This is a genomic window from Pseudoalteromonas sp. NZS11 (assembly GCF_015864765.1).
Taxonomy (GTDB): domain Bacteria; phylum Pseudomonadota; class Gammaproteobacteria; order Enterobacterales; family Alteromonadaceae; genus Pseudoalteromonas; species Pseudoalteromonas arctica.
The window spans coordinates 106,279-133,158 of the sequence record NZ_JADYWP010000002.1; the positions used below are offsets into that span (position 1 = coordinate 106,279).

Genomic DNA, 26,880 nt, shown 5'->3' on the forward strand with positions numbered 1-26,880 from the left:
ATGGTACTTTAAAAACTTCAGGACGGTACTACAAGTATTACTTATATCGAAATGGAGATTTATAGCTTACATGCTTTCTTTCTAGCTGCGGCCCACTATATAGAGTTTAAATAATATGTCAAGTACCTATCTATAATCAGAATAATAAACAACCAAAACTACTTTTAGTTGTTATTAAAATTCAAATTCTAATGCGAGCCTAAAACTATGGTTTTTTTCTGATTGGCTTATCTCAGTGATGAAACCCGCTTCCCATTTTAATTGCTTTTGCCCATCAAAGCGCTGTAAACCTATAAAGCCAGGCCCTATACCAATAAAGTCTTCACCTACGTAAACCTCTATAGAAGGCTGGAAAGCAGAGCGATATCGATAGCGATATTGTGCTCTAAACTCACTTTCCCATTCGTTTTTAATGTCTTGCCCCCACTCATAAACCAAAAAAGCGTTTAGCGTAAGACTTGTTTTTCCAAATTCTTTTTCGATCACAAAACCCGAAGTTGCCTCATACACATCTTCGTTATGCTTTTTTTCAAGCTCAAATAACGCGCCCCAATCAGCCCATAATTTACCTTGCTCAATTAATTGCCAACGTAGCTCAAGCTCATAAGCTTCTAAACCAAAATCGCCGTTATCGTCTCGCTCACCAACTAAATAGCCTTCCAGTGCCATTGTATCGTTAATAGCACCACCGCCACCCAAACGCTGCGCTAGTATGTTGCCACTATCTGTTTGGTGCGACACTAATCGCCACTCAAACTCACGCTCAAAAGGCAAAACATAGGGGTGATATACCTTATCAACAACAATACCATCAGCCTTTACTTGGATTGAGAATACCAACAAACAAAGAGCGGTAAAACTAAGCGCTAAATATAGGTTGAGTGCTTTCATACACGTTCCTTAGTTATTGAAGCCGAAATAACATAACAAAGTAATAAAAATAACACGCTGCTTGTACTATATATAAGTACACTCATTAAATCAGGAGTGGCCTCGTAACCAACAAGAGCACGCAATACGCGGCCTAGCTCAGAGTTTTCGTTTAACAAATCACGTAAATCCCACACCGTTGAGGTGTTTGTAATTAAATCTATTTGGCTTGCCAAATCCAGTGCAACTAATAACTTAGCCGCGCTGTTAAAAGCAAGCAAAGTAAAAAGCGGATACATACCAAAACGGTGCTTAATTGCATTCATTAAAAAGTACAGCAATACGCTAAAACTTAAACAAATTCCAACACCTAATAAAGTGCCAATAAATAAGCTTTGCCCTGCATCATTATTTTGCCAAAAACTGGTGAGGTAAATAATATAATGGCTTAAATAGAGCGTTATTGTGCTTATAACTGCGATATAAAATGCCGCTGACTTTTGCTTTAGTGCAAATACCAATACAGCAATAAATATAGTGATACATAGCCCTATTTGTGAGTACTCTAACCCTTGGTGTTCAAACCACTGGCTCACCCACGACGCACTTTGCATGTACAAAAACGACATTACCGCGCCTATTACTAAAACAGAGCCTATTTTTAAAGAGCTTTGTTTTTTAACTACTTGTAGTAGCACTAATAAAATAGCCACTGGTAGTAATTGGTTAAGGCTCATGACTAAACTAGTTATTAGCATGCTGTGCCCCTTCATCGCTAACTATAACAACGCCCCTTGCTGTATTTGGCGAAAACTCACCAAAAAACTCGTAATGCCCTTTACTTAGCGGTCCTATATAAATAATACTTTTACGATTTGGGTAGAGTACTTTTTCTCTGTTTAGATCAAAGCTATCAAACTCTTCTGGTGTACTATCTTGGTTTTCTATCAATAGTTTTACTTTTTTATTTGCGGGAATAATTATTTGCGAGGGATAAAACAAATGATCTTTTAAAATAATAAGGTACTCTTTACTCGCCGCGTTAAACGACAAAAATAGCAAACAACAAAGACATTGATTAAATAAACGTTTAGTCACTTTTTACTCCTGTAAAAGTAACCTTAACGGTTAGTCCGCCTAAAGGGCTATTCGCTAAATGAATACTTGCGCCATAAATAGCAATTATGTGTTGAACAATCGCCATACCTAAACCCGCACCTTGCTCGCCTGATGGATGTTGATCGCCACCCACGCGATAAAAGCGATTAAATATTCGGTCTTTTTGCTCTTCGGTCATGCCCGCACCAGAATCATCAATTTGCCAACTAAAGCCGTTATTACTTGACGCTAATTTAATTATAATTTGACCATTATCAGGTGTGTATTTTATGGCATTGCTAAGTAAATTAGCGATGAGTGTGGTTAATGTAAATTCATCACCATTAATTACAAAATCATCACCTTCGAGGCTAATCGTTTGATTTTTTCCGTCTATTTTGTCGTATTGCTCCGATACAACTTGCTGAGTAATCGCTAGCAATGACTGCTCGCTAAACTGCCTCTGCCATTGCTCAGGCTGAGTGCGCCCTAAAATTAGCATTTGTTCAACAATATTACTTAAGCGATTAATGCCTTGTGACATTGCTTGGAGTTCTTGATGGTTTTGCGAGTTGCTTTGCTTACTAGCTAAATTGTGTACATTAATTTTTAAGCTACTGAGCGGGGTACGTAATTCGTGAGCTGCATCTGAAGCAAAAAAGCGCTCTCGTAAGTAAGCGGTTTCTACTCGTTTAAATAAATCGTTTAAACGATTAATAACAGGTTTAATTTCTTCGTCGGTTACCTGCCAGTTAATTGGCGTAAAGTCGTTTGCTTGGCGAGTAGCCAACTGCTTAGATAGTCGGGTAAGAGGGGCTAATGCGTATTTAACAAAAAAACTTATAAAAATAGCAAGCAGAGGGACAGCCCATAACATAGGTAACATTGCAGATAAAATAACGGCTTCAGCTAATTCAAACCGCTTTGACATAGGCTCAGCAACGATGACTTTACGGGTATTTTTTCTCATCACAAACACTCGCATGCGCTGCCCTGCTACATTGGCAGTTTGAAAGCCCTCGCTAAAACTAATTTGGTTATTTGATAAACTCGATGAGCCACTAAGTAAACTATTATTTTGCCAAATTTGATACAACAACTGAGCACTATTATTGCTTACTTGTACTGCATTTGTGCTTAGTGCTAATGGTTGTTCAATTAAAACGCCAGCCACTATTTTAAGTTCATTATCAAGCAAGTTTTCGCCGTGGTGCATGCTTTTTTGATAGCCTTTTACTAATGCTAAAAAGCAAGTAAGCACCATCATTGAAAGTAAAATTAAGGTCAGACGTTTACGAATAGACATTTTCAACCTCGAAAGATAAACACACCCTAACGCTTACCAACCACGTAACCAATGCCACGTAAGGTTTTAATAAAATCGCTAGGGAATTTTTTACGAAGATGATGAATATGCACCTCTATGGCATTAGAGCCAACTTCTTCACCCCATTGGTAAAGTTTGTTTTCGAGTTGTTGTTTTGATTGCACCCTTCCCTGATTTTCCATCAGCGCTTTTAAAAGCATGTATTCTTTACGCGGCAATGTAAGTGATTTCCCACTAACTGTCACCGTATGCGCTGAGCTGTCTATTACGACTTCTCCGTATTGTAACAAACTAGATTGAGTTTGATTAACACGTCGACTTGCTACACGTAGTCGAGCAAATAACTCCGCGGGGTCAAACGGCTTTGCAAGGTAATCGTCAGCGCCCATGTCAAGCCCTTGAACTTTGTCATCAATACTGCCGCGAGCAGTTAAAATAACCACCGGAATAACTTTTTTTTGCGCTTTAATATGCTTTAAAACCTGCGAGCCGTCGCCATCAGGTAATCCTAAATCGAGAATAACAAGCTCAATTTCACCACTAGAAAGGCACTCTAAGGCGTGTTTTACTGTGCCACTATGCTCTACGCTGTAGCCCTCTTGACGCAAAGAGCGAATAAGCCCTTGCGCCACTAAATGATCGTCCTCAACGAGTAATAAATGCATTATGTGTTTATCTTTTTAGTTTTTTATCTACTTTTACCAATAGCTGGCTTATTGCTTGTTGGCGATATTTATCTGCTTTTGCACGAGTATCACGAATGCCCGCGGCTTGTGCTACAAGTAGTCGTGCTTTAGCTTGTTTATAATCGCCTTCGTCATACAAGTATTCACCGTATAAGTAATTAGTATCAATGCCTTCGAGATTAAAAGCGAGCGCTTGTTTAAATAATTTTTCAGCTTTGTCGTCATCACCAAAACCAATTGGCCAACCAGGTACTTTACTGTAAAGCGTTGCAAGGCTTGCGTAAGCTGAGCCATTTAGTGCAGTGCCATCAATTGAGAGTGCATTTTCGAGTGACGTTTTTGCCTCTTTTGCTAAACCAAGTGCACCCAACCCACCTTTTGCACCTGCAAAGCTGGCTAAGACAATGCCATTCCAAATATGTGTTTGTGCCGAGCTTGGGTAGTTTTTAACAAATAACGCGCTTTGCTCACTTAATTGCGTAAACGCGTCTATTTGCGTATCGTCTTCAAGTTCGTAGTTAGCAATTGCCCAATTTTGTTGAATAGAGGTTAAGTCTTGTGTTTCATCTGCGTGTACTGCGGTTGCAAGTACAGTTGTTAGTACTAAATAAAATGCGAGTGTAAATTTATACATAATTTTTCCCTTGTGTGTTTGTTAACTTAAAAAACGTTTAATTTTAGGAAGTTGCTTTGCAATAGCGTTATCAACAACGCTTGGGAATGCGCCATTTATGCGTGCAAATAATTTTTCAGGAAAACCAATAAAACGCCTTGTTTGATTCGAATTTATAAGTGCTAATAACTCTTGAGCAACTAATTCTGGCGAGTCCATTTTATTACCGAGTTCTTTATTCATTGCACGCGCTTTACTGCTATTAATAGATGTATCTGTTGCTCTAGGCGCTAAATAGGTCACTTTAACGCCTGAGCCGTTAAGCTCACGCGAGAGCGCTTCTGTAAAACCACGTAAACCAAATTTACTGGCGCAATAAAGTGTTTGAAACGGGTAACCAATGCTGCCAAACGATGAGCCCACGTTAACAATGGTGCCTTTGGTATACTGTAACTGCCCTAAAAATAGCTGGCATAATTTAATAGGCACCGACAGATTAGTAATGAGCATATTATCTATTTGCTCATTACTTGTGTGCTCTAAGCTTTGCATTGTATTTATACCGGCATTGTTAATAAGTAACTTAACGCCGCCGAGTTGCTTGGCTTTTATTGCTAAGTTAATGCGTGTTGTATCGTCGGTTAAATCGCCCGTAAATATTTCACTGTCTGGGCATGCACGGCTCAGCTCTTCAAGAGCTTGCGTATTTCGCCCTACAAGCAGTAACTTCCACCCTTTTGCATGTAGGGCTTTAGCAATCGCTTGCCCTATTCCGCCTGTTGCGCCGGTTAACACACATAAAGCGCTACTCATGCCAATTTACCTTTTGCACGTGCTTTAAAAAACGGTTCGTCATCGAGTCCACGAAATATATCGCCGTATAAACGATAAAAGCGCTTTGCACCATGAAGTATGGCTTGTTGATCCGCCTCGTCTGTTATTTGGTTCATTAGGTTTTCAAAAAACTTTACATGCTCTATATCAAGCGCGCCGTGAGAGGTTAAATAACTAAATGCTTTTTTAGGTAAGCCCACAGCGCTTGCAATGTTTGAAGCTGCACCATCAGCAAGTGCTATAGAAGTGCCTTCAAGCACATGTACCATGCCAAAAAAGCTCAACGGATTTTTACGTGTAATGGAGTCGTACGCATACGACACCATCATTTCGGTAGCAAATTGCGGCTGACTACACCGTACTGTTTCTTTGTCAAAACCACAGGCTGCAATATCATTAAGTACCCACTCTTGATGACCTATCTCTTCTTCAATGTATTCTGCAACGGCTTCGCGTAGCCATTCTTGATTGTCGGTTAATCGTGCACCAACCGACATCATTAATGGCACTGTGTGTTTAACATGGTGATACGCTTGTGCTAAAAACGAGGCGTATTCTTCAAGTGATGCTTCGCCTTTAAAAACACGCTGAATAATAGGTGCTGCAAGCAGATAGTTTTGCTCTTGCTTAGTTTGCTCTTTAAGGGTGTTAAAAAAATCACTCATTAATTACTTCTCCAAGTCGGTAAAATTGCTCAAACACAGCATGGTACTGCTTACTTATGGCATCTCGTTTTGGACGATTATTTGTGGTTAATAATCCTTGTTGCACACTTAATGGGGCAGCTAAACGATGCCATTTTTGAATTCGTGCATAGTCGGGTAGTTGTTTATTAATTGCGTTAATGTATTGAGCTAACGCTGGGTTACTTAGCTTTGAATCGGCATAAATAATGGCGGTTAAAAAAGGTCGACCTTCACCAAACACAACCGCTTGTAAAATACCGCTTTGACTAAGTAATAGTGATTCAGGCCACTCGGCACTGATATTGCGCCCCATGCTGGTAATAATTAGGTTTTTTAGGCGGCCTTTAATAAATAAGGTATTTTGATGCTGCTCGACTAGATCACCGGTTGCATACCACTGGTTTTTGTCGTGAGGTTGATGATTTAAGTAACCTAAAAACAAATCGCCTTTTATAAAAAGCTGGTCATTTTCAATTTTGGTTTGAATATGAGGTAACACAGAGCCTGCACTGTGAAGGTTATCGTTTGTGGGCGTATTTAAACTAACTACAGATGCCGCCTCAGAAAGCCCATAACCTTGGTATACCGGTAAATTTAAGCTACGCGCTTTGGTTAATAGCATTTCGCTGACAAGCGCACCACCTACTGCAATAAACTGTAACGAACTAGGCGGTTGCCACCCATCTTCTGCAAAAGCAACTAAGCATGCTAATAGTTCAGGCACTAAAATAAGCGTATTTGGCTTAACTTTATCAATAGCAGCTATAAGCTGTGCGGGTTGTTTTAATACAGTTCCAACAAAGCCTAATTCATTTAACGGCATTAAATGCACTGTACCGCCACTTTTTAAGGGGGCATACACACCGGCTATATTTTCAAGCAATACAGCAAGCGGCAATAAACATAAATGAACAGGCTTTTTAATATTAATCTTATCGCACAGAGATTGAGCTACCTGCATTTGGCTATTTGCAGATAAACACACGCCTTTTGGTTGCCCAGTCGATCCTGATGTAAACGTTACTTTTTGAGTTTCTGGAAAATAACTGACGGGTTTAGCTACAACGATTTCGTAAATATATAATGTGTAAAACTCAAATAAAGTAATCGATGCAGTCGGCTCCCCAAGTAAAGGGTTTAGCGTGTCGCAAATAAGTAAATTAGCGCCGCATTGAGCTAGTACATATTGAGTTTGTTGTTCACTAAAAAAGTGAGCAATTGGCACAGCCACTTTGTTAGAAACTGCAGTAGCGGCATCAATAACAAGCCAAGCTGGCGTATTATCGAGCTTATAAGCGACACATTTGCCGTTAAAGCTTTGTAGTATTTTTACTACTTTTTGTATTTGCTGGTTAAACTCACCACCGTTAATTTCAAGTGTTTGCTCTTTATTATGGGCAATAATTAATGGCGATATTGAATGTGTATTATAGTAATTCATACATTCACCAATGCATTTACCAAAGAATTAATACTTGAGTGGTTTTGCTGCATCAAACTATAAAGCATTGGGGTATTTAATACTTGTTGGTGAGCTTGCTCTAGGCTCACAATGCATACTGTTGGTTGGTTGGCGTAATAGCTGCCCCACTTTAATGGGTTCTCAACTACAAAACTGCTCGCAAGTGCAATTTCAGTACACGTAACACCAAGTAAGCGCAATAAAGCACGCACTTTGTTGGTTGCACAAAACACTAAATGTTTTGCCCCCACACTTTGCAGAGCTTCGTTAACAATAATAAAATGTGCAAGTGTTGCTCTTCGATTTGTAGAGCAGAGATTACCAAGTTCAAAAATCTTATTGCGAGAAATGCTCTCATCTAAAAAATCTTCAACGGGTGATGCTAAATATTGCTCAATAAACAATGGCGAAGTTGCTTGCCTTAGCCCTAACGTGCACTTTCCTTGCTCGGTAACGTATTGGCAAAGTAGTGGCATAAAAGAGGTAAGCTTAGCGTTATACGCAACTAAAAAACCTTCTTTCACTGTGTTTTCGAGATTTTTTCGATGCACATCATCAATACGAGCACTAATAAACTGACTGTTATTTTGTGTTAAACCTAATGATGTAGAAGTGTGGGCTAATTGCATAAGCTCGCTCATTTAAACCTGTTTATATTTCAGGATTTAAACTTAACGAGTGAAACTTAAAGAAAACTTAAGAAACTTAATTTAAATGAAAAAGCGTCTTAAGTGTTAAATCGCGAGGGCCTAGGCAAGCTAAATAGATCAGAATTCAACTAACTAACAAATTGCTATAACAAAGCTTCTTTTTTAAATTAAACTTAGGTTAATCATTACCCTAGGGCCTATTTATCTTTCGAGGTTAAATTTGCAGCAGCATGTTTGGTTTTTAGGCAAGGCAGAGCCCATGTAGTGTGGTTATTCCCCATTAATGGGCGATAACGCAGCATAAATACCAAACATGCGCTGCCCTCTGGGTTCTTTCTAGGGACGATTAACTCTTTGTTGCTCGGTTTTTACTTAGCCCACTAGGTTACAAACCTCACGCCGCGATTAAATCGCCCCTAGTTAGAACAAATTTTAATCCTGAAAGGTCAACAGGCCCTAGCAGCTTTGTATGCATCACGTTAGTATAGTGTTCTACTTAAGTTACATAACGATAATTACATGAGCATAAAAACAAACGCGTTAATTTACTTTTTAGCTTTTTGCAGCGGCTTTTGCATAATGGGCATTGAGCTTTTAGGTGGGAGAATTCTTGCCCCCTTTTTTGGCAGTAGCGTGCATATTTGGGGCAGTATAATTACTGTGTTTATGCTTAGTTTATCTTTTGGGTATTTACTTGGTGGTAAACTCAGCACTAAAAATGCATCCCTTACCAAATATGGTCTAATATTTTTAATTGCCAGCATTATGGTTGTGCCTATTACATTATTTTCGCAGCCTATAATGGAATTTATATTTACCCATATTGAAGATAGCCGCTACGGCTCACTCTTAGCGTCAACTGCTTTATTTTTTATACCTACCGTTATTTTAGGCATGATCTCGCCCTACTCTGTGCGCTTACTGGTAACAGATAGCGATAAAAGCGGCCAAGTGGCTGGGCGTTTATACTTTGTAAGTACGCTTGGCAGTGCCCTGGGTACTATAATTACCTCTTTTTACTTTGTACTCGCGTTTGACGTGAATACAATTATTAGCGCTTTTGCTTTAACGCTTGGGTCACTGGGTTTAGTAGCGATTGCTATTAATACCTTGGCTAATAATAAGGGGCTTGCTCATGCTTAAATATTTGCTACTGCCATTAATTGTGTTTTCAGGTTCTGCGTTTAGTAACGTTATTCATGAAGAACGCTCGCTTTATCGCAATATTATTGTTGAAGAAACGAGCGACTTACGTTGCCTTAAATTTAATACTAAAAGTAGCCAAACAAGCCAAAGTTGCATGTATAAAAGCAATCCCGACAAACTTGTTTTTAATTACACAAAATTGACGTTTGCGAGCCTTTTAGTAACCGACAACCCTAAAAGTGTACTTATTATAGGATTAGGTGGCGGTACGCTTTCTAATGTTATTCATGAGCTATACCCCACTGCAAATATTCATAATGTTGAAATAGATCCTGCAGTAACTAAAGTTGCACGCGATTACTTTAACTTTATAGAAAATGACTTAGTGACATCAAGCGTGCAAGATGGCCGTATTTTTATAAAACGCGCCGCTATTAAAAAGCAAAAGTACGATTGGATTATTTTAGATGCATTTAACGGCGACTATATTCCGGAGCATTTGCTCACTAAAGAGTTTTTTGAAGAAGTGCAAAGCGTATTGGCCGATGGTGGCGTTATTGCCGCAAATACGTTTTCAAGTAGTAAACTTTATGAGCATGAGTCGGCAACTTACCACGCTGTATTTGGCGACTTTATAAATGTAAGCCGCGAAAATCGCAGCAACCGTATTATTTTAGCGGGGCTTAAATCAATACCGAGCGAAGCGCAAATTAACACGCGTGTTAATGCTCTCGCCCCTAAATTAGTAAAATACGGTGTAGATATAAAAGCGATTAGCCAACTTATGCACTTTACTAAAGACGGCCAAGATTGGCCAGCAGATACAAAAGTACTTACCGATCAATACTCCCCAGCTAATTTACTTAACTTTTAAAATCCCCTAAACCTCACCATTTTTTTACAGGTGAGGTTTAGCAAATATTTTGCCACTTCCCGTACTTACACATATTTACTTAGCAAGCTAAGTAATGATAAAATAGTTAGCTTGCTAACTATGTTGGGATGGCTATGCCTACACAAAAACCTTTTCACGAGACGCTCGATTTAACAGTTATCGGTAATATGGGCCGAGTTCATCGCTTATGCCGCGAAGCAGTAACCATTGCTGTTGAGCCTTTGGGGCTTACTCAGTCGCGCTGGACTGCACTAATGCATATAAATATGCGTGGTGAGGGACTAACACAACTTGAACTTGCTAATAGCTTAGGGATAGAAATGCCTTCACTGACTCGCACGCTTAAGCAATTAGAGGAGCAATCGTTAATCGTTCGCCGTGTAGACAAACATGATAAGCGCAGTAAAAGACTCTATTTTACTGAGCAAAGTGATGCCATTTTACATTCATTGCAAGAGACCATTTCCGATATAAAAAATCAGTTATACAGCGGTTTATCTGTTGAGCAGCTAGATGCCATTGCATTTGGTTTGATCAAAATAGAGCAAAACGCCCTTAAATGTATTCAAGTTAATAAGTAAGGCTAAAAATGACACCGGATCAAAAGTTTGCACGCTATGTAAGGTTTTCTCTCATAGGGTTTATCTTAGTATTTATTTACTATTTAGTGGCCGATATGGTTTTGCCTGTGACACCACAGGCACGTGTATACCACCCTGTTGTGCAAATATCACCGCAAATTAGTGGCCGAGTCACTAGTGTGCAAGTTAATAATAACCAACCAGTTAAAGCGGGCGATATATTATTTAGTATCGATGAAGGCCCATATAATTTAGCCAAAGAGCAAGCTCAACTCGCGCTTGATGATGCCAAATTACAAAACAAGCGTCTTGATACCAATGTTAAAGCCCTTGAAGCACAAATTAGTGCTGCAAATGCTAAGCAGCATGAGCAAAAGCTATTAAAAAGCAGAGGCGAAAAACTCTATACTCAAAAGTCTATATCGGAGCAAGAGCTTGAAAGTATTCGTGCTAATTTTGAAGCCAGTAAAGCAAATGTTGCGGCCCTAGAAGCGCAGTTAGCTGAAGCAGTTTTAGCTAGAGGTGACTCAGGTAATAAAAACTTAGCTATGCGTCATGCTGCTAACCAGTTAGCGCAGGCTGAGTTAAATTTATCCTACACGCAAGTACGTGCACTAAGTGACGGCGTAGTTGCTAACTTACAATTATTAGACGGCGCATACGCAGTTGCAGGTAGCCCATTATTAGCTATTGTCGCTAAAAAAGCCGATTTAGTTGCCGACTTTAGAGAAAAGTCACTCTCAAATATGAAGCAAGGCACTCAAGCGCGCGTCGTATTTGATAGCCGCCCAGGTGAAGTTTACGACGCAATACTAGAAACATTTGAAGCAGGCGTTAGCAACGGTCAACTTAGTGCAAATGGTTTACTAAGTACAACAGAAACCAGCAATCGTTGGGTACGCGATGCACAGCGTCAACGTATTCATTTAAAGCTCGTAAATCATCAAGACTTAATAGCGGACATGCCAAGCGGGTCACGTGCAACAGTACAATTATTACCCGAATCGACAATTGGGCAATGGTTTGGCTCTGCACAAATTAGATTTATTAGCTGGTTACACTACATTTATTAATGGAGGCTTTATGACTCAAATTGTTAGCCAAGGCCCACAATTAGACTCTAATGGCCTTCGCCAAGCACTACGCATTGCAGGTGGATGCACCCTTGGCTTTACTATTAGTAAATTAATGAACTGGCCTAATGGTATATTTTTTACCGTTTATCCTATGTTGATATTGGGCATGGTACCTACGTTAAGTCGTGGGCTTATAAATCAATTTATAGCATCTGCTGCATTTAGCGCGCTTATAGTGCTGATAATGCAGGGATTATTTTCTCACTTGCCAGTCGTTATGACATTGTTAGTGTTTGGTGTTTTTTGCTTTTTATTTTACCAAATGAGTAGCGGTAGTGCCTTTTTATTTGGCGCTTTAGGCGTGATCAGCCTTTCTATTCAGCTACATTTTTCGAGCTATGTTGATGAAGGAAGTAGTATTTATCCGTTAATTTTAACTAATGGTTTGGCTATATTTTTAACCGTTGTTATTGGAGCATTAATGCATGGCCTATTTCCTGATGTAACCGCAAGGCCCGGGCGAGTAATGCCAGCTAAAGCAAAAGAAAGTATTCGCCATGAGGTATTGTTATGCTCAACCGTGGCTACGCTCTCTTTTGTGGTTTTTCAGGTTCTTGATTTACAAGACTCAATATCTGCGCAGGCAGCTTCTGTGCTTATTTTGTTTTCATTGTGCTGGAAAGCCGCAGGTATGGCTGGTTGGCAGCGAGCAATTGGAACGCTTATAGGGTGTAATGCAGCGTTACTATCGCAACTATTTTTGTATAGTCACTCTGATTTTTTACTTTTTCCGATGGCTATTTTATGGATACTTTCGTTTCTTTTTGCGCGTTTTCATATTTTAGGCGGAGGCATACCTGGTATTGGTTTTGGTGTGTTGACTACGTTTGGTATTTTATTTGGGAACTCACTCGGACCAGGCCAAGATCTTGTTTATAGCGCAATGTACCGGTTTAGCTCGGTATCGGTGGCTATAATATTAAGTCTGTGCGTTGTGTATATTATGCACCATATACTTAATCGGTTTAGTGTAACTCGCCATCATACTTTTGATTAGGTAAATCTTTTTTTATAAAACTAAAGGCTGCAATTACAGCCTTTTTTATAAGCTTAGTTAAGCTATTTTAATGATATAAATAAACTATAATTTTGTTTTGAATACTCACCAGCGGCTCTTTGTACACAATAAAGCTTTTAGTCTTTTTGGGTGATAAGGAGCGTAAGCATACCTGCTATAATCCCCCAAAAGGCAGACCCCACTGAGAGTAATGTTAAGTTAGATGCTGTTACTAAAAAAGTAACAATTGCGGCCTCCGTATATTTAGTACTACTAAGGGCTTGCTGCAAACTATTAGCAATGGTGCCAAATAGCGCAATGCCCGCCAAAGCTAAAATAAGTGCCTGCGGTAAACTTGCCACCAACCCGACTAATGTAGCCGCGCACAGCGCCATTAAAATATAAAATGCGCCACCGGCAATACTTGCCCAATAACGTTTGTCATGATTTTCATCCGCTTCATCACTCATACAAATAGCAGCAGTAATAGCGGCTAAATTAATAGAATAAGCTCCAAACGGGGCGGTAAGCATATTTACAAAACCAGTCACATTAAGAGACGCAGATATAGGCGCTTTATATTTGTGCGCTTTTAAAACAGCAATACCCGGTAAATTTTGCGAGGTCATGGTAACTATATAAAGTGGTAAACCTATGCTAATGCATGCTTGCAAGTGAAAAACGGGTTCAATATAAGCAAATTCGCTCATTTTCCAGTGCAGTGCGCTGGTATCAATATGGCCCATTTGCCAAGCGAGTAGTACACCTATAATAAGCACACTTAACATAGCAAAGCGGGCAAAAAAGCGTTTACCAATAAAGTACATAACAACCATTAAGCCAATCACTAAAGGCATGTCGTTCATAAAATTAAAAACATCAATACCAAAGGTAACAAGTACGCCGGCCAACATGGCGCACGCAAGCTCACTTGGAATACGGTTCATTATTTTTTCAAACCAGCCCGTCACCCCCGACAAAAAAACGAGCAATGCACTGAGCATGAACGCGCCAATAGCCTCGTTTAAGTTATACCCTTGTGCACTTGAAATCAGTAATGCAGCCCCCGTGGTAGACCACGCAATTAAAACAGGCACTTTGTAATAGTACGACAAACCTATTGACGTTGTGCCCATCACTAAACCAAGCATTAAAATCCAACTAGCTACTAAATCGGGCGTGCCTCCAAGGGTTATCACCACCTGATAAATCAATGCAATAGAACTCGAAAAACCAATAATTACAGCCACAAGTCCTGCTGTAATTCGGTTAAGCAACTGATCAGACACCTTCATAAATCCCTCGTAATGCCATTTATGCAGCACACAACATACGTGCCCGATAAGTGCATTGCAATTAGCGATTAGTTTACAAAGAGTGAAAAAAATTCACTTTTTATTTTTCATTGTAATTAACGTCAAAAAGTCACTTTTAACCATTGTATTTAACTAAACAAACAAGTACCCACAAACGCGCCAAAGGCCGCATAAACCCTACAAAAAACCAATACTAAAAAGAGTGAAAAACATACCAAAAATAAATATCCTTATATTTTATAAGGGATTATGAAATTTAGAATTAATTCTTTTCGGTTACATTTATTATCTTGATCTAATCCATTTAATAATATAAAACGTAACAAACAGTTAACCAAAAACACTAAAAGAGAAACAAATGAAGAGATCTGTCGTCTTACTAATTGCTATACCATTATCGGCATTTGCAGTTTATGGGCTATTTTTTAATGCAGATGAAACGGGCGAACCTATCGCGCCTGTTGCTATTGATTTTGTTCCTATTGATTTACAAAAAACGCGCAATACACATCCCCCTGCACCTATTGATATGAGTAAAGATCCAATTACCGTTAAACCTATTGTTGCCCCTGACAACAGCTTACCGTTTGAAGAATTTGATGCCGTAAATCGCCTATCCGACAAAGCAAAGCAAGTGCTTATAAACGCAAAAGTTTTACCTACCGACTTACATAACGAAGCCTACATTGAGTTTGATTTGAATTCTTTACAGGCTTTAGAAACTGGCGAAAATTTTGATTTAGCTATTCCGCAAACAGCCGAAACATTCACCGCAGAAGTGACTAATGTGGTTGAGTCTGAAAATGGCGATAAGAGCATATTTGGCAAAATAGTGGGTGTTGACGGTCGCATGCATAATACCGTTTTAACGGTAGGTAAAGATGCCGTATATGGTCAATTTACTGCGCCTTCTGGCAATTATGTATTCGAAAGTAAAGGTAAGTACGGATGGATTGCAGCAAAACGCGATTTATATAAAAGCCACATAGAGCATGATGTAACCGCACCAAAACCCAAATCAGATAAAAGCATCGATATATTTGCACCAAAAATTGATGGCTAACCAATAATCAAAATATAAAAAACAACTAAAGCCGCACTATAGGGCAGCTTTAGTGTGTCTGCTTTTTATGAGATCAACCAAGTTAAAAACAAGTTCCAACCACAACAAGAGTAAGGAAATACAATAATGAAAAAAGTAATCACAACAACCGCACTGGCTGCGGCATTATGTGCAGCAAGTGTTGCACAAGCAGAAACAATCGATATCGGTATTTTATATACCGACCAATCAGCTGCTGCAACTAGCAATATTGACACTAAAATAAATCAACTAATTGCTTTTAGTAATCAGGTATATAGCCAAAATGGCGTTGATATAACACTACGCTTAGCTGGCAAACAAAACCTAGGTGACTATGCAGTAACGCCGTCTGAGGATTGGTTAGATTCGGTTACAAATAGCAGCTACGTAGATGGTTTACGCAGCGATTGGAAAGCCGACATGATTGCCGTATTAGGTACTGGTCAAAGTGCTGGCAATGGGCTTATTTCATGTGGTTTAGCATGGGTTGGCCAAGGCACTAATGGCAATCTATACAGCTCAATGAGCAGCCGTATGTACTCAATCACTGCAATTGATTGTGGTGCAACTACATTTGTACACGAACTTGGTCATAACCAAGGTTTAGCGCATTCACGCAAACAAGGTGACACGTCTGGCGGTGTATATGTAGATGGCATGGGTCATGGCGTACAAAATGAATTTGCAAGTATTATGGCTTACCCGCACGTTTACGGTAGCGCAACTCAGTACGATTACTTCTCTAACCCTGGCTGGAGCGTAAACGGTATTGCATTTGGTATTACAAACCAAGCGCATGCAATTCGCACAGTTACTGCTACAAAAACAAGTATTGCTAACTTTAAATAAGCTGCCCAATAAAAAAGTGGGCTAAATAGCCCACTTTAAAGTTTTAACATGTTCTTCCCTGCAGAGCGCTTACGCGCTCTTTTAGATTAAGCTAATGCACAACGATTTTTTGCTTAATTGCTGGCATTAATGTTTTACCATTGCCGTCTACTTTGTTTAACAATTTAAGTCCCATCACTTTTGCCAGTACTGGGTAAATATCAAGATTATTTACTTCTTTAAGGCTTACACCTTGTTTAAATGCAGGGCCTACAGCAATAAATGATGCTGCCATATCCTCGGTATATGCATAACCGTGAGTCCCTAAATAGGTTGGTTTTTTACCATTGGTAAATACCGCTGGCGCTGTAGTTTGCACCACAATATCGCCTACGCGAGTGCCTTTATTGTAATGATACGCTGCTAATTGCTCGTCAGTTAATACTGTATAACGACCGTTTGACGCATCTCGTAAACGCGCTTTGTAACCTTCAATATCAGCGTTTTTAGCATCCGGTTGGGTATAAATAAGTAAACGTGGGCCAGTATTTTTAACTAAAAAGTTTTCATCTTGAGGCAGTGTGGTTACATCAATGCTTTTATCTGGATCTATACTCGTCATACCATGATCCGACACAATAACTAAGTTTACCTCTTGCTCTAATTTACTTAAGCGAGTTTGTAATTGCCCCATTAATTCATCAAGCTGTTTAACTGCATCACGCGTTTGTGGTGCGTCTGGCCCAAATTCATGGCCCATGCTGTCAACTAGCGAAAAGTAACTCGCAATAAAACGTGGGCGCTGTGCTTTTGGTAAACTTAACCACTGAATAATTTGATCAACACGGCTTTGGTAATCGCTGTATTTAGAATAGTGATAAAAGTAATCTGGTGTCATGCCGTTAAATAATGCATCTGACTCAGGCCAAAAATAAGTAGCCGATTTAAGTCCCTGCATTTTGGCTAAATTCCAAAGCGGAATACCCTTTACCCATGTGCTATCGCCCAATGCTTTGCCCATGCTGTAACAGTCGTTTTTACGCGCTTTATCACAAAAGCTATTATCAACAATGCCATGGTTTACTGGCAGTAAGCCCGTAATAATAGAAATATGGTTAGGAAACGTTTTAGTTGGATAAACAGGTATTAGTTTTTGTGCGCGAACACCGCGCTCGGCCATTGCTTTTAAATTTGGCGCGCCGTGTTTTTCAATATAATCCCAACGCAGGCCATCAATTGATACAAGCACCACAGTTTGCTCTTTTGCAGCAAATGCGCTGTTCATTCCTAACATTAGGCAAATTGATACTGCCTTTAAAATCCACTGTTTCATTATAAACACCTATAAATGCACAACAATTACTCAAAAAATTATTTTAAAGCAAGTTGTTACTTTATGATACAAACTGATAGATTAAACCCTGTATATTAAAGACAAATGACTATGTGCTAAAAACTATGCCAGTCATCAATTGTAAAAAGGACAAGTATAAAGATGACCATAGATTTTAGTAAAAAAATAACGCCAGCACGAATGTACCGCACAACCTCTAACTTACAGATGGCGCTAGAAAGCGACCGTGGACGTATTATTAACAGTGCTGCTATTCGCAGGCTGCAGCAAAAAACACAAGTGTTTCCGCTTGAGCGCAACGCAGCTGTACGCTCTCGCCTTACCCACTCGCTTGAGGTACAACAGGTTGGTCGTTTTATAGTGCAACGTATTTTTGCTAATTTAAGCTACCAACAACAAAAAGATTACGGCTTAACCGAGCTAGAGCGCCCGCTAGAAAGCCTAGTAGAAATGGCCTGCTTAATGCACGACATAGGCAACCCACCATTTGGGCATTTTGGCGAAGCGGCTATTAACCACTGGTTTAATAACAACCTAGCAAGCGTAACACCCGAGCGCTGTAAAGAGCCAAACACCGGTATAGGTGTTGTTTTTAAACACCTTGCGCTTGATATTTGTAACTTTGAGGGCAACGCCCAAGGCATACGTATAATTCATTCTTTGCAAACGCTTAATTTAACCTACAGCCAAAGTGCTGGTATTTTAAAATACACTCGCCCTGCTGGGCTTGATGTAAAAGACATTCCGCAAAATAAAAACTATTTAATGAAAAAAGTAGGTTACTACTACAGCGAAAAAAACTTTGTTGAAGCGCTACAAAAAGAGCTCACTATTGAGCCTTACTGCCGCCATCCTGCAAGTTACATAATGGAAGCCGCCGACGACATTTCGTATTGCCTAGCCGACATAGAAGACGCCGTAGAAAAAGACATAATAAGCACTGAGTTGCTGTGCGAAAAACTTAAAAGTAGTTACAAAAAAGTATTAATAAATCTGTTAATCGACGACGCTCAACATCAAAATTTTGTAGACAAAGCCGTAGACTACGCACTAGAGCGTGCACAAGCACAACCCTATAATTTTAATAGTGAATTTTTTATATACTTGCGGGTTGCATTGCTACATCCGCTAGTAAATCACGCCGCAAAACGCTTTATCGAAAATATAGAACCTATTTATCATGGCGATTTTAACCAAGCGCTTTTAGAAGATAGAAGCCATCTACATGCAGTAACTAAAACACTAAAGCAGGTAGCGCTTGAGCATGTATTCTCAAACAAAGAAGTCGAAAAATTAGAGCTACAAGGGTATGGCATAATTAATGGTTTGCTCGATTGCTATAAACCATTACTGCTACTAAACAAGGATGACTTTAAGCGTGCACTAAATGGCGATTCACGTTTATTAATAGAGTCGCGACTTGTTAAAAAGCTCTCTAAAAAGCACTTAAATAGTTACCAACACGCAATAGATGCGATGCAAGAAGAGCCCGATCACTTTGCGGCATACGAGTTTTATTATCGTTGTAGATTAATCCAAGATTATATAAGCGGTATGACCGACCAATTTGCTTACGATGAATATCGCAGCCTTATGGTTATTGATTAGTTGTATTACTCTGGATAATTTTTAATTTTGCGCTTAAAATCAAACTATTAATATTTAAGCGCGCATAACTTCATGATATCAAAACTAATTAGATTTACCCTTTGCTTTGCCTTATTTTATAGTGCGCAAAGTGCTGCATACAACGAAGCTATGTGCATTTTAATTAAACAAGAAATGCAGCAAAATAGTAATAATAAAGCGAGTCAAAAATATCGTAAAGCTGCGCGTGATTACAAAAATAACTGTAATAAGCCAAAAGAAATTCAAGCACAACCTAAGCCCCAAATAATAGAGCCTGAGCCGACTATTATTACTCAGCCACAACCTAAAATTGTTGAACCTGCCCCTGTAATTAAACCTACTGAAGAAGCTGTTAAAGAAAGCATCAACGAGCAAACCCTTAATTTAACTAATGATCAAAAACAACAAATAAACGATCAGCTAAATACCAACAGTAACGAAATAGTAATTGATGCAGAGCCAACAAAAGCAGCACCCGAGCAAGTAGTTATAGAGCAAAAAAACGAAGCTGTGATAGAGCAAGTAAAACCGGCGACGCCAGAGCAAAGCGTTCAACCTACGCCTGAAAATCCTGTACTTGTAAAACCAGCACCGGTGTTAACTAAACCAGCGCCTGTAATTGCGCCGCAACCTGTAGCACAAAGCCCAAGCTCGTTACTTTTACCCACTTTAATACTTGTTATAGTGGTACTTATTGGCGCTATAGTAGTCGTGCGCCTGCGCCGTGCAAAACAAAGTAAAACAATGGCAGAACCTACTATGGCGGCTCCACCTGAAGTTAAATCAGAAAAAATTGCTACGCCAGTTAAACCTGAAAGTAAAACAACAAAAGATCCAGAGATTGAGCCTGTCGCCATCAACGAAGTAACTCAAGATAATAAAGCAGCTCAGAGCAGCGTCGCGACAAATGAAGAGTCAGTGGAACCTACTAACACAGCGCAAAATACTGATATTGAACATACAATAACGCAGATCTCAGGTGAGCAAAACAACGTAGTTACTCCATCGCAAACAAGCGAAATTGAGCCTACACCGCTTAATCCAACTGATACCTCAGAGCAAACAAACACCGCTGCATTTAACGAAGTAAAACAAAAGCCTGAACCTAACACTGCTGAATTTGAGGCTGCCGCTAAAACAACATTAGAGCGCATTAAAAATGCCAGCAGCTTTAATGAACCAGAAGTACGCGACTTTGACCCCGATGCAAAACCAGTAAAAAAACAACGTAAGCACTATACAGCCCAAGTAACAGAGTCTGCGCCAATGGAAGCTAAACATAGCACTGTAGAGCCGCTTATTAGCACTCCTGAGCCAGTAACAGCGAGTGAGGCGGTTATAGATTTACACGCTCCAGAGCAAATATCTGACGCTCAATCGACTACGTATACAACCGAGCAAGACTTTAAAGAACCAGAGGTGCGTACATTTAACCCAGACGCGCCATTACCTGGTGAAAAGCCGATGCCTAAAAAAGAAGACGCATCACCTGAGCAAACACAAACAACACCGCTAGTTGATGAGCCAGTAATTGAGCCTAAAAAAGCAGACAGTAACAATCCATTTGCTAACTTATCGTTAGACTCAAGCTGGGATCCTGACTCAACTGAAAAGCCCACAATAGAAGAGAAAAAACGCGCGCCAAAATCGCAAGCATTAATAGATGCAGAAGAACGCGCTAAAAACATGCAAACCAAGTAGTAAGTTTTAAAGTAGCGCCTCATATTTGAGGCGCAGTTTTAGTAACCAAATAATTAACTGTTTTTCACCATATTACTTACACTCTTATCCCATCCTAAAATGCGCCCTAGTAATTAGAAGCTTCACTCTCGCGCAAACAAGCTCTGCGCCTAGTGCAATATTCAAGCTTGAGAGTCTTTTGTAAGCCTACAACTTGTTGACGCGATGGGTGCAGAGCATACATTTAACAGGTGGTATTTTTAGACTGGAGTTTACGGCTACGTTATACGTAGCCTTAAATTAAGCTAACTTGGTCAACATGCCCTAATTAAAAGTCCTAGTTAACAGCCCTAGCGGTACGTTTATTTTTAAGCTTTAACCCGCCAATTAATAGCAGTGGCCCTATAAACATAGCAAGTCCATACACGCCACCGGTAACCGCGTATTCTGGTTTATTCAAAAAGCTAATAGCAATTAAAATAGCTAACGATGCATTTTGAATTCCAACCTCAATTGAAAGCGTCAGCGAATCAGTTAAATTTAATTTTGAACACTTAGCAATTAACCAACCAACAACCATTGAACCAATATTAAGTGCTATGCACGCCCAAAATACATCGTTAAATGAGCTAACTAATAAATCGCGCTCTTTTATTACTAGTGCGGCAATCATCATAAGCATAAAAAACAACGAGAAGCGTCTAAAAAACGGCTCTGCTTTAATGGCAAAATCACTTTTAAAGTGACGTAACCAAATGCCTATAGCAACTGGCACTAAGGTAATAAAAAATAGCCCTAATGAAGTAGTTAAAATAGAAAAAGTAGCATCGTCTGCTGGGGCAAACTGACTCATAGCAAAGCCAATAATAAACGGTGTGGTTATTATACTAATTGCGGTAGAGGCAGCGGTTAAACTTACCGAAAGCGCTAAATTAGCTTTAGCAAGCTGGCTTACTACATTTGACATAGTACCGCCTGGGCAGGCAGCTAATATCATTAAACCAATAGCGATAGGCGTTGGTAGGTTAAGTAAATAACACAGCCCTAATGCTAATAAAGGCATTGCTACAAGTTGGCCTATTAAACCCATAACAATGGCAAGCGGGCTTTTAAATAGACGAGTAAAATCGTTTGTTGTAAGCCCAAGACCCATACCAAACATAATAAGTGCAAGAGCGAGCGGAAGTATTACTTCAGTTAATATAGATGCATTCAAATTAGACAGCCTCGTTTGTTATTGTTTTTAATTGGAGTGTTAATTTTTAAGTTAACTGTATACCAATTCGCTTAATTAAGTGATCTATTTTGAGGATGGAAAAACGTGTTGATAGCTAGGCAAAAAATTCGCTATTTAGTTGTTCTCGGCAATTACTCCTGCATTGCTCTACCTTCTACATCCATGCAGTCGTAAATGAGAATTTTTTAACACAGGTAGCGACACGTTTAGCCCCGCAAAATGATTAAGTATTATTGCGGATTGGTATAACGCCCCTTTACAATAAATCCTAATGCTAGAAGTATTACTTATTTAAAATAGTCGCAATGCGTTTACCCAGTTCTGGAAGTACATCTTGCTCAAACCATGGATTCTTTTTAAGCCATATATTATTACGCGGACTGGGGTGTGGAAGCACTAAATAATTTGGCCAATACTCACGCCACGATTTTACTAACTCCGTAAGTGGCATTTTTTTAGTCTCCGGTAAATGATACGCCTGCGCGTATTTACCTAATACTATTGTCAGCTCAATATTTGGTAGTGCAGCCAATAATTGCTCGCGCCATGCTGGGGCACATTCTTTTCTCGGTGGTAAATCACCCGACTTACCCCTACCCGGGTAGCAAAAGCCCATAGGTAAAATTGCTATATTATTAGCATCGTAAAATTCATCCCTTGTTAGCCCAAGCCATTCTCGTAGGCGGTTTCCGCTTGCATCGTTAAACGGCACGCCTGTTTCGTGAACTTTTATACCCGGTGCTTGGCCCGCGATTAAAATACGTGCGTTTGGGTTAAATTGTATTACAGGTAGAGCCCCTAAAGGTAAATGAGGATCACAGATCACGCATTTACTAACTTGGTCTATTAATTGGTGACTATTCATGTTTATTTGGCCTTAAATGCTTAATTTTTATCCTAAATGGCCATTTAGGATAAATGAGTTGGTAAAAAATCGGTTTATTTTATCTAAAATGGCGATTAGTTAGTAAAATCCTGATCTTTAAGCCTAAATGCCCTACAGCCCTTATAGTACCTAGTGTTCTTTCGCCCATACCGCAAATTCGTTACCACTTGGTTCTGTAAAGTGAAACCGACAACCGCCAGGAAACTCAAAAATAGGTTTTAATATTACTCCGCCAAATGTCTCTACTTTTTTAAAGGTTGCGTGTATGTCGTCGCTATAAAAAATAAGTAATGCTGCCCCATGCTGAGTTAGTGATTTTAATGGAGCCTGAAAAATCCCACCATCTAACCCCTGCCCACTAAATGCCGTGTATTCTGGGCCGTAGTCAGTAAACTGCCAATTAAATACATGACTAAAAAAGGCCTTAGTTGCGGGTAAGTCGCATGCAGGAAACTCAACGTAATTTAGTTTTTCGTGATCGCTCATCGTTATTTCACTCTTTATTTTTACTCAGTTTATTAACCTTAAGCTTTACATACAGCCTGTGCAATATCATTAAACAATAACAGATCAGTATTTTACTAAGTAATTTGAACTCTGGATAATAAATCTATCTCGAGCAGCTATTTTCAGCGCTAGAGAAAATAAATTTAAATATCACCATAATTCAATACGTATAAAACCTGTTAACCAAGGTTCAGGTTAAGTAAGAAGGATAATTTACTAAAAGTTAGTCGCCGTAAATGAGAATAGCTATCTTTTGTATTTGTAACATATATAATAGCGCCTTTGTTTTATCCTCAGCTTTAAATAAAGGGATTAATTAACTATGCAGGCACCTTTGCACAGTGCGCCATTCGATAAGGTTAACGTAATTGCGCTTATAGTAAAAAGCGTAAGCAGTTATCGAGTTTTGGTATTTTTACGTTTTTTTATTGCCATAATTGGTGGCTATGCCTTTACCTCTGCAAGTACTGCGTTATTAAGTTTTGTATTGCCAATAGCTAAGCAAGACGCTGTACTGTTTAGTGTTTCAATCAGCATTTTAATTTATGCCGTAGTATTTATTTATGCCTTTAGCGTTAAATCATTAAGAAAAGTGTGGATCAGTATTTTACTAAGTACAGGTGCGTTTATCGGATTGCTTGTATTACTAAAGGGTTGGGTATGAAAGACAGCTTTTTCAGATCGATGACTTGGTTACACACTTGGGTAGGGTTACTCGTTTGTTGGTTATTATATTTAATATTTTTTGCAGGAACACTTAGCTTTTTTAGAGACGAAATAACGCTGTGGAATCAACCTGCCATACATAATGTACAAGCCCAAACACAGCGTATAGAAGCGCAAAAACAACAAATAATTACAGGGTTCGATTACTTAGCTAACCATGGAGCTAACTCATCAAGCTGGCGTATTACATTACCTGAGCCGCGTATTCCTTATTTAATTTATGGTTATGCAAAGCCAAAAGAGCCAGGCCAGCGCCGCAGCCAGTTTAAAAGCACACAGTTAAACCCTAATACCATGAAAGAGCTTGAGCCCTTTGTAGATACTAAAGGTGGTAACTTTTTTTATCGGTTGCATTATGATTTACATTATATGGATGCAATAACAGCACGCTGGATTGTATGCTTTGCCAGCTTTTTTATGCTAATTGCCATTATATCGGGTGTGGTTATTCATAAGCGTATTTTTAAAGATATGTTTAGTTTTAGACGTAATAAAGGTAGCCGTACGTGGTTAGATGCCCACAATTTAAGCTCTGTGCTTGCCTTGCCTTTTCATTTAATGATTACTTACACGGGCATGATTACGCTCATATTTATGTTGTTTCCCTACCCTGCGCAAACGTCGTACGATAACGGCATGCGTGGCTTTTTTAACGATGTAACCCCTCGCAACACCATGACCGATAAAGCCCAAGGCGAATCGTCAATGGTGCCGATTCAAAGTATTTTGGATCAGGTTTATACTAAGTGGCCTCATGCAGATATTACTCGCGTACAAGTTAACCAACCAAATATGGCAGCTTCAACAATTACCGTATTGGTAAGCGCAGGTAAAACACTGCGTGACCAAGCACCACGCTTAATATTTAGTGGTGCTACAGGGCAAATGGTTGCTAAAACTGATGACGAGCTAACTAGCAGCAAAGCGCTTTACGAGTCGCTTAATTCAATGCATACGGGGCGTTTAGCTACGTGGTTACTGCGTTGGTTATACGTATTAGGCGGTATTGCAGGCTGTGTAATGATTGGCTCTGGCTGTATTATGTGGGCTAAGCGAATTCGCGAGCGAACTAAAAATAACGTTAAACCTTCGTTTGGTTTAAAACTAGTTGAAGGGTTAAACCTAGCCACTATTATGGGACTTCCACTGGCAACGTGTGCATTTTTTATTGCTAACAGACTACTTAGCCCAACTACCGCAGAGCGCGCCGATAAAGAAATACTCGCGTTCTTTTTAACATGGCTAGCGGTTGCTCTTTTAGCACTTATAAAGCGCGACACACTGCAATGGCGAGTTATGGCAGCTATAAATGCTGTTGCATGTTTAAGCGTACCGGTTATTAATGCACTTACAACTAACGGTAATCTAATTAGCTATTTGATGCACAAACAGTGGGCTTTATTTACTTTTGATGCACTGTTTTTGTTATTTAGTATATTGTTTTTTATACAAACCGAAAAATTACGTACTGCTAAAAATAACTCAAAAATAATCAGCCCTAGTCAATCTAATAACCTTAAAAGGCAAAAACCATGATTGATTTACTTGGGTTTAGCCTATGCCTGCTCAGTTTTAACTGTTTTGCGCTGGCTAAGTATAATCATTTTAAAGATGTATTTAAAAAACGCCCTACAGAATCCCAACGTAAAAAGCTGCTATTAGCTGCTTGGATCAGTATTTTACTAAGCTTGGTGCTTTGTATAGTTACTCAAGGTGGATATGGAACATTACTATTTTGCGGGTTTATGAGCCTAAGTGTCTTAATTATAATGGTTTTTTATAATTTTTTAGTAGGCTACGTAAAGTGGTTTAGTGTTTTAAATAGCGTGTTAGTTGTACTAAGTGGGTTGTTTTTAGCGTTAAACTAGCCTTAGTTAGTAAAAACGTGATCCGTTATTTTCTCATATATTAGGCAAAAAAAATGGCAAGCTATATAGCTTGCCAACAATAGGGGATATTCAGTGTTTCCAATACTTACTGTCTCACGGCAAGTACACACAATATAACCATAATATATTTAAGTTACTTTACAGTTAGGTGACTCTTTTATTACTACTGTAAAGGGGCTTTACATTGTTTATTGCTCAACCCAAATTATTTCATCAGTAGCAAAGCCCAACTCTTTAGCTTTAGTTAAAAAGTGTTCTTTAAGCTCTTTGCTAACCGTTGGTGTACGCGATAAAAACCACAAGTAATCTTTGTTGTAACTGGTTATAAATGCATATTGATAATCGGGTTGGTCAAGTTCAAAAATCACGTAAGCGCCATAAAATGGACCAAAAAACGAGACTTTAAAATGTCCGGTGTCAGTGCCCTCAACAAACTTGGCCAAACCTTCGGCGTCATCCCATTTTTTATCATCCGTTAAATACCCTTTGTTAAGGACCTTTACTGTGCCGTCGTCGTTAATTGAATAAGTCGCGGTAACTTGCTCCATACCTTCTTCAAATGAGTGGTTGAGCCGCGCTATTTCAAACCATTTGCCTTTATATTTTTGTATATCAAAGTTTTTAACGGGTGTTATTCCCTCAGGAGGGCTGGTGCAAGCACTCAGAAAAAATAGCCCTGTAATAAGTAAACCGTATTTAATAGCCTTCATGTAAGCTCCTTTTTAAATTACATAAATAGTACGTATTATCTAAATATAGATGG

The 26,880-nt window shown here is 39.2% G+C and carries 28 protein-coding genes; 12 read left to right on the plus strand and 16 right to left on the minus strand.

What is annotated here, in order from left to right:
• Nucleotides 1–174 precede the first annotated feature (174 nt).
• The 10 genes from I6E82_RS04240 to I6E82_RS04285 are packed head-to-tail and all read right to left on the minus strand — an operon-like array spanning nt 175 to nt 8,205.
• Complete coding sequence (locus I6E82_RS04240; protein WP_024607818.1) at nt 175–891, minus strand: hypothetical protein; 717 nt, start codon at nt 889–891, stop codon at nt 175–177.
• A complete protein-coding gene (locus I6E82_RS04245; RefSeq protein ID WP_101216026.1) occupies nt 888–1,628 on the minus strand; it encodes an iron transporter in 741 nt (246 codons plus the stop codon). Before I6E82_RS04245 ends, I6E82_RS04240 begins: the two co-directional genes overlap by 4 nt.
• Nucleotides 1,615–1,968 (minus strand): cupredoxin domain-containing protein, encoded by a 354-nt coding sequence (locus I6E82_RS04250; protein WP_024591521.1) that lies wholly within the window; start codon nt 1,966–1,968, stop codon nt 1,615–1,617. The genes I6E82_RS04245 and I6E82_RS04250 overlap by 14 nt, the downstream gene beginning before the upstream one ends.
• On the minus strand, nt 1,961–3,274 hold the full coding sequence (locus I6E82_RS04255) for an ATP-binding protein (protein WP_024607816.1): 1,314 nt from the start codon (nt 3,272–3,274) through the stop codon (nt 1,961–1,963). The genes I6E82_RS04250 and I6E82_RS04255 overlap by 8 nt, the downstream gene beginning before the upstream one ends.
• Before the next feature lie 26 nt (nt 3,275–3,300).
• Nucleotides 3,301–3,960, minus strand: coding sequence for a response regulator (locus I6E82_RS04260; RefSeq protein WP_007376647.1), 660 nt, complete (start codon nt 3,958–3,960; stop codon nt 3,301–3,303).
• A 7-nt stretch (nt 3,961–3,967) separates the two neighbouring features.
• Nucleotides 3,968–4,615 carry a tetratricopeptide repeat protein gene (locus tag I6E82_RS04265; RefSeq protein ID WP_197116883.1) on the minus strand — a complete coding sequence of 216 codons (648 nt, stop codon included), beginning with the start codon at nt 4,613–4,615 and terminating at the stop codon, nt 3,968–3,970.
• A 21-nt stretch (nt 4,616–4,636) separates the two neighbouring features.
• Nucleotides 4,637–5,407: an SDR family oxidoreductase gene (locus I6E82_RS04270; protein ID WP_197116885.1), complete on the minus strand. Its 771-nt coding sequence runs from the start codon at nt 5,405–5,407 to the stop codon at nt 4,637–4,639.
• The gene (locus tag I6E82_RS04275) at nt 5,404–6,093 is read right to left on the minus strand and encodes a TenA family transcriptional regulator (protein WP_197116887.1); all 690 of its coding nucleotides are present in this window, start codon (nt 6,091–6,093) and stop codon (nt 5,404–5,406) included. Before I6E82_RS04275 ends, I6E82_RS04270 begins: the two co-directional genes overlap by 4 nt.
• Nucleotides 6,086–7,555, minus strand: coding sequence for an AMP-binding protein (locus I6E82_RS04280; protein WP_197116889.1), 1,470 nt, complete (start codon nt 7,553–7,555; stop codon nt 6,086–6,088). The genes I6E82_RS04275 and I6E82_RS04280 overlap by 8 nt, the downstream gene beginning before the upstream one ends.
• A complete protein-coding gene (locus tag I6E82_RS04285) occupies nt 7,552–8,205 on the minus strand; it encodes a thermostable hemolysin (protein ID WP_197116891.1) in 654 nt (217 codons plus the stop codon). The genes I6E82_RS04280 and I6E82_RS04285 overlap by 4 nt, the downstream gene beginning before the upstream one ends.
• 540 nt (nt 8,206–8,745) lie before the next feature.
• On the opposite strand from I6E82_RS04285, the gene I6E82_RS04290 reads away from it, so the two are divergent.
• From I6E82_RS04290 to I6E82_RS04310, 5 genes are all read left to right on the plus strand, one after another.
• Nucleotides 8,746–9,369 (plus strand): fused MFS/spermidine synthase, encoded by a 624-nt coding sequence (locus tag I6E82_RS04290; protein ID WP_010555216.1) that lies wholly within the window; start codon nt 8,746–8,748, stop codon nt 9,367–9,369.
• The gene (locus I6E82_RS04295) at nt 9,362–10,246 is read left to right on the plus strand and encodes a spermidine synthase (RefSeq protein WP_121953523.1); all 885 of its coding nucleotides are present in this window, start codon (nt 9,362–9,364) and stop codon (nt 10,244–10,246) included. Before I6E82_RS04290 ends, I6E82_RS04295 begins: the two co-directional genes overlap by 8 nt.
• Before the next feature lie 134 nt (nt 10,247–10,380).
• Nucleotides 10,381–10,848, plus strand: a complete 468-nt coding sequence (locus I6E82_RS04300) for a MarR family transcriptional regulator (RefSeq protein WP_007583567.1) — start codon at nt 10,381–10,383, stop codon at nt 10,846–10,848.
• 8 nt (nt 10,849–10,856) lie between these two features.
• Nucleotides 10,857–11,921: an HlyD family secretion protein gene (locus I6E82_RS04305; protein ID WP_165726410.1), complete on the plus strand. Its 1,065-nt coding sequence runs from the start codon at nt 10,857–10,859 to the stop codon at nt 11,919–11,921.
• A gap of 10 nt (nt 11,922–11,931) precedes the next feature.
• Nucleotides 11,932–12,981: a DUF2955 domain-containing protein gene (locus I6E82_RS04310; RefSeq protein ID WP_007583570.1), complete on the plus strand. Its 1,050-nt coding sequence runs from the start codon at nt 11,932–11,934 to the stop codon at nt 12,979–12,981.
• A gap of 137 nt (nt 12,982–13,118) precedes the next feature.
• Here the strand turns inward: I6E82_RS04310 and I6E82_RS04315 are convergent, their stop codons facing one another.
• Nucleotides 13,119–14,276: a benzoate/H(+) symporter BenE family transporter gene (locus I6E82_RS04315; RefSeq protein ID WP_197116893.1), complete on the minus strand. Its 1,158-nt coding sequence runs from the start codon at nt 14,274–14,276 to the stop codon at nt 13,119–13,121.
• Nucleotides 14,277–14,655: 379 nt separating this feature from the next.
• On the opposite strand from I6E82_RS04315, the gene I6E82_RS04320 reads away from it, so the two are divergent.
• Nucleotides 14,656–15,360 carry a hypothetical protein gene (locus I6E82_RS04320; protein ID WP_010555212.1) on the plus strand — a complete coding sequence of 235 codons (705 nt, stop codon included), beginning with the start codon at nt 14,656–14,658 and terminating at the stop codon, nt 15,358–15,360.
• A 126-nt stretch (nt 15,361–15,486) separates the two neighbouring features.
• Nucleotides 15,487–16,230 carry a zinc-dependent metalloprotease family protein gene (locus tag I6E82_RS04325; RefSeq protein ID WP_007583576.1) on the plus strand — a complete coding sequence of 248 codons (744 nt, stop codon included), beginning with the start codon at nt 15,487–15,489 and terminating at the stop codon, nt 16,228–16,230.
• A gap of 91 nt (nt 16,231–16,321) precedes the next feature.
• On the opposite strand, the gene I6E82_RS04330 is transcribed toward I6E82_RS04325, so the two are convergent.
• Nucleotides 16,322–17,542, minus strand: coding sequence for an alkaline phosphatase family protein (locus I6E82_RS04330; RefSeq protein WP_024591549.1), 1,221 nt, complete (start codon nt 17,540–17,542; stop codon nt 16,322–16,324).
• A 162-nt stretch (nt 17,543–17,704) separates the two neighbouring features.
• On the opposite strand from I6E82_RS04330, the gene dgt reads away from it, so the two are divergent.
• Both dgt and I6E82_RS04340 read left to right on the plus strand, forming a co-directional pair.
• Complete coding sequence (gene dgt, locus I6E82_RS04335) at nt 17,705–19,171, plus strand: dGTPase (RefSeq protein ID WP_197116895.1); 1,467 nt, start codon at nt 17,705–17,707, stop codon at nt 19,169–19,171.
• A 72-nt stretch (nt 19,172–19,243) separates the two neighbouring features.
• Nucleotides 19,244–20,893 (plus strand): cell surface protein, encoded by a 1,650-nt coding sequence (locus I6E82_RS04340; protein ID WP_197116896.1) that lies wholly within the window; start codon nt 19,244–19,246, stop codon nt 20,891–20,893.
• A gap of 316 nt (nt 20,894–21,209) precedes the next feature.
• Here the strand turns inward: I6E82_RS04340 and I6E82_RS04345 are convergent, their stop codons facing one another.
• The 3 genes from I6E82_RS04345 to I6E82_RS04355 all read right to left on the minus strand — a co-directional run bounded on the left by I6E82_RS04345 (nt 21,210) and on the right by I6E82_RS04355 (nt 23,481).
• Nucleotides 21,210–22,088, minus strand: coding sequence for a bile acid:sodium symporter family protein (locus tag I6E82_RS04345; protein ID WP_024591551.1), 879 nt, complete (start codon nt 22,086–22,088; stop codon nt 21,210–21,212).
• 304 nt (nt 22,089–22,392) lie between these two features.
• Nucleotides 22,393–22,974, minus strand: coding sequence for a uracil-DNA glycosylase family protein (locus tag I6E82_RS04350; RefSeq protein ID WP_197116897.1), 582 nt, complete (start codon nt 22,972–22,974; stop codon nt 22,393–22,395).
• A 150-nt stretch (nt 22,975–23,124) separates the two neighbouring features.
• Entirely contained in the window at nt 23,125–23,481 is a 357-nt protein-coding gene (locus I6E82_RS04355; RefSeq protein WP_007583589.1) for a VOC family protein, read from the minus strand.
• Between the two features lie 343 nt (nt 23,482–23,824).
• On the opposite strand from I6E82_RS04355, the gene I6E82_RS04360 reads away from it, so the two are divergent.
• Genes I6E82_RS04360 through I6E82_RS04370 form a run of 3 tightly spaced genes read left to right on the plus strand, consistent with a single transcriptional unit; the run spans nt 23,825 to nt 26,096 of the window.
• A complete protein-coding gene (locus I6E82_RS04360; RefSeq protein WP_007583591.1) occupies nt 23,825–24,166 on the plus strand; it encodes a hypothetical protein in 342 nt (113 codons plus the stop codon).
• Nucleotides 24,163–25,764, plus strand: coding sequence for a PepSY-associated TM helix domain-containing protein (locus I6E82_RS04365; RefSeq protein ID WP_197116898.1), 1,602 nt, complete (start codon nt 24,163–24,165; stop codon nt 25,762–25,764). Before I6E82_RS04360 ends, I6E82_RS04365 begins: the two co-directional genes overlap by 4 nt.
• Entirely contained in the window at nt 25,761–26,096 is a 336-nt protein-coding gene (locus I6E82_RS04370; protein WP_007583595.1) for a DUF3325 domain-containing protein, read from the plus strand. The genes I6E82_RS04365 and I6E82_RS04370 overlap by 4 nt, the downstream gene beginning before the upstream one ends.
• Nucleotides 26,097–26,305: 209 nt before the next feature.
• On the opposite strand, the gene I6E82_RS04375 is transcribed toward I6E82_RS04370, so the two are convergent.
• Nucleotides 26,306–26,827, minus strand: coding sequence for a lipocalin family protein (locus tag I6E82_RS04375; RefSeq protein ID WP_007376693.1), 522 nt, complete (start codon nt 26,825–26,827; stop codon nt 26,306–26,308).
• Nucleotides 26,828–26,880 lie beyond the last annotated feature (53 nt).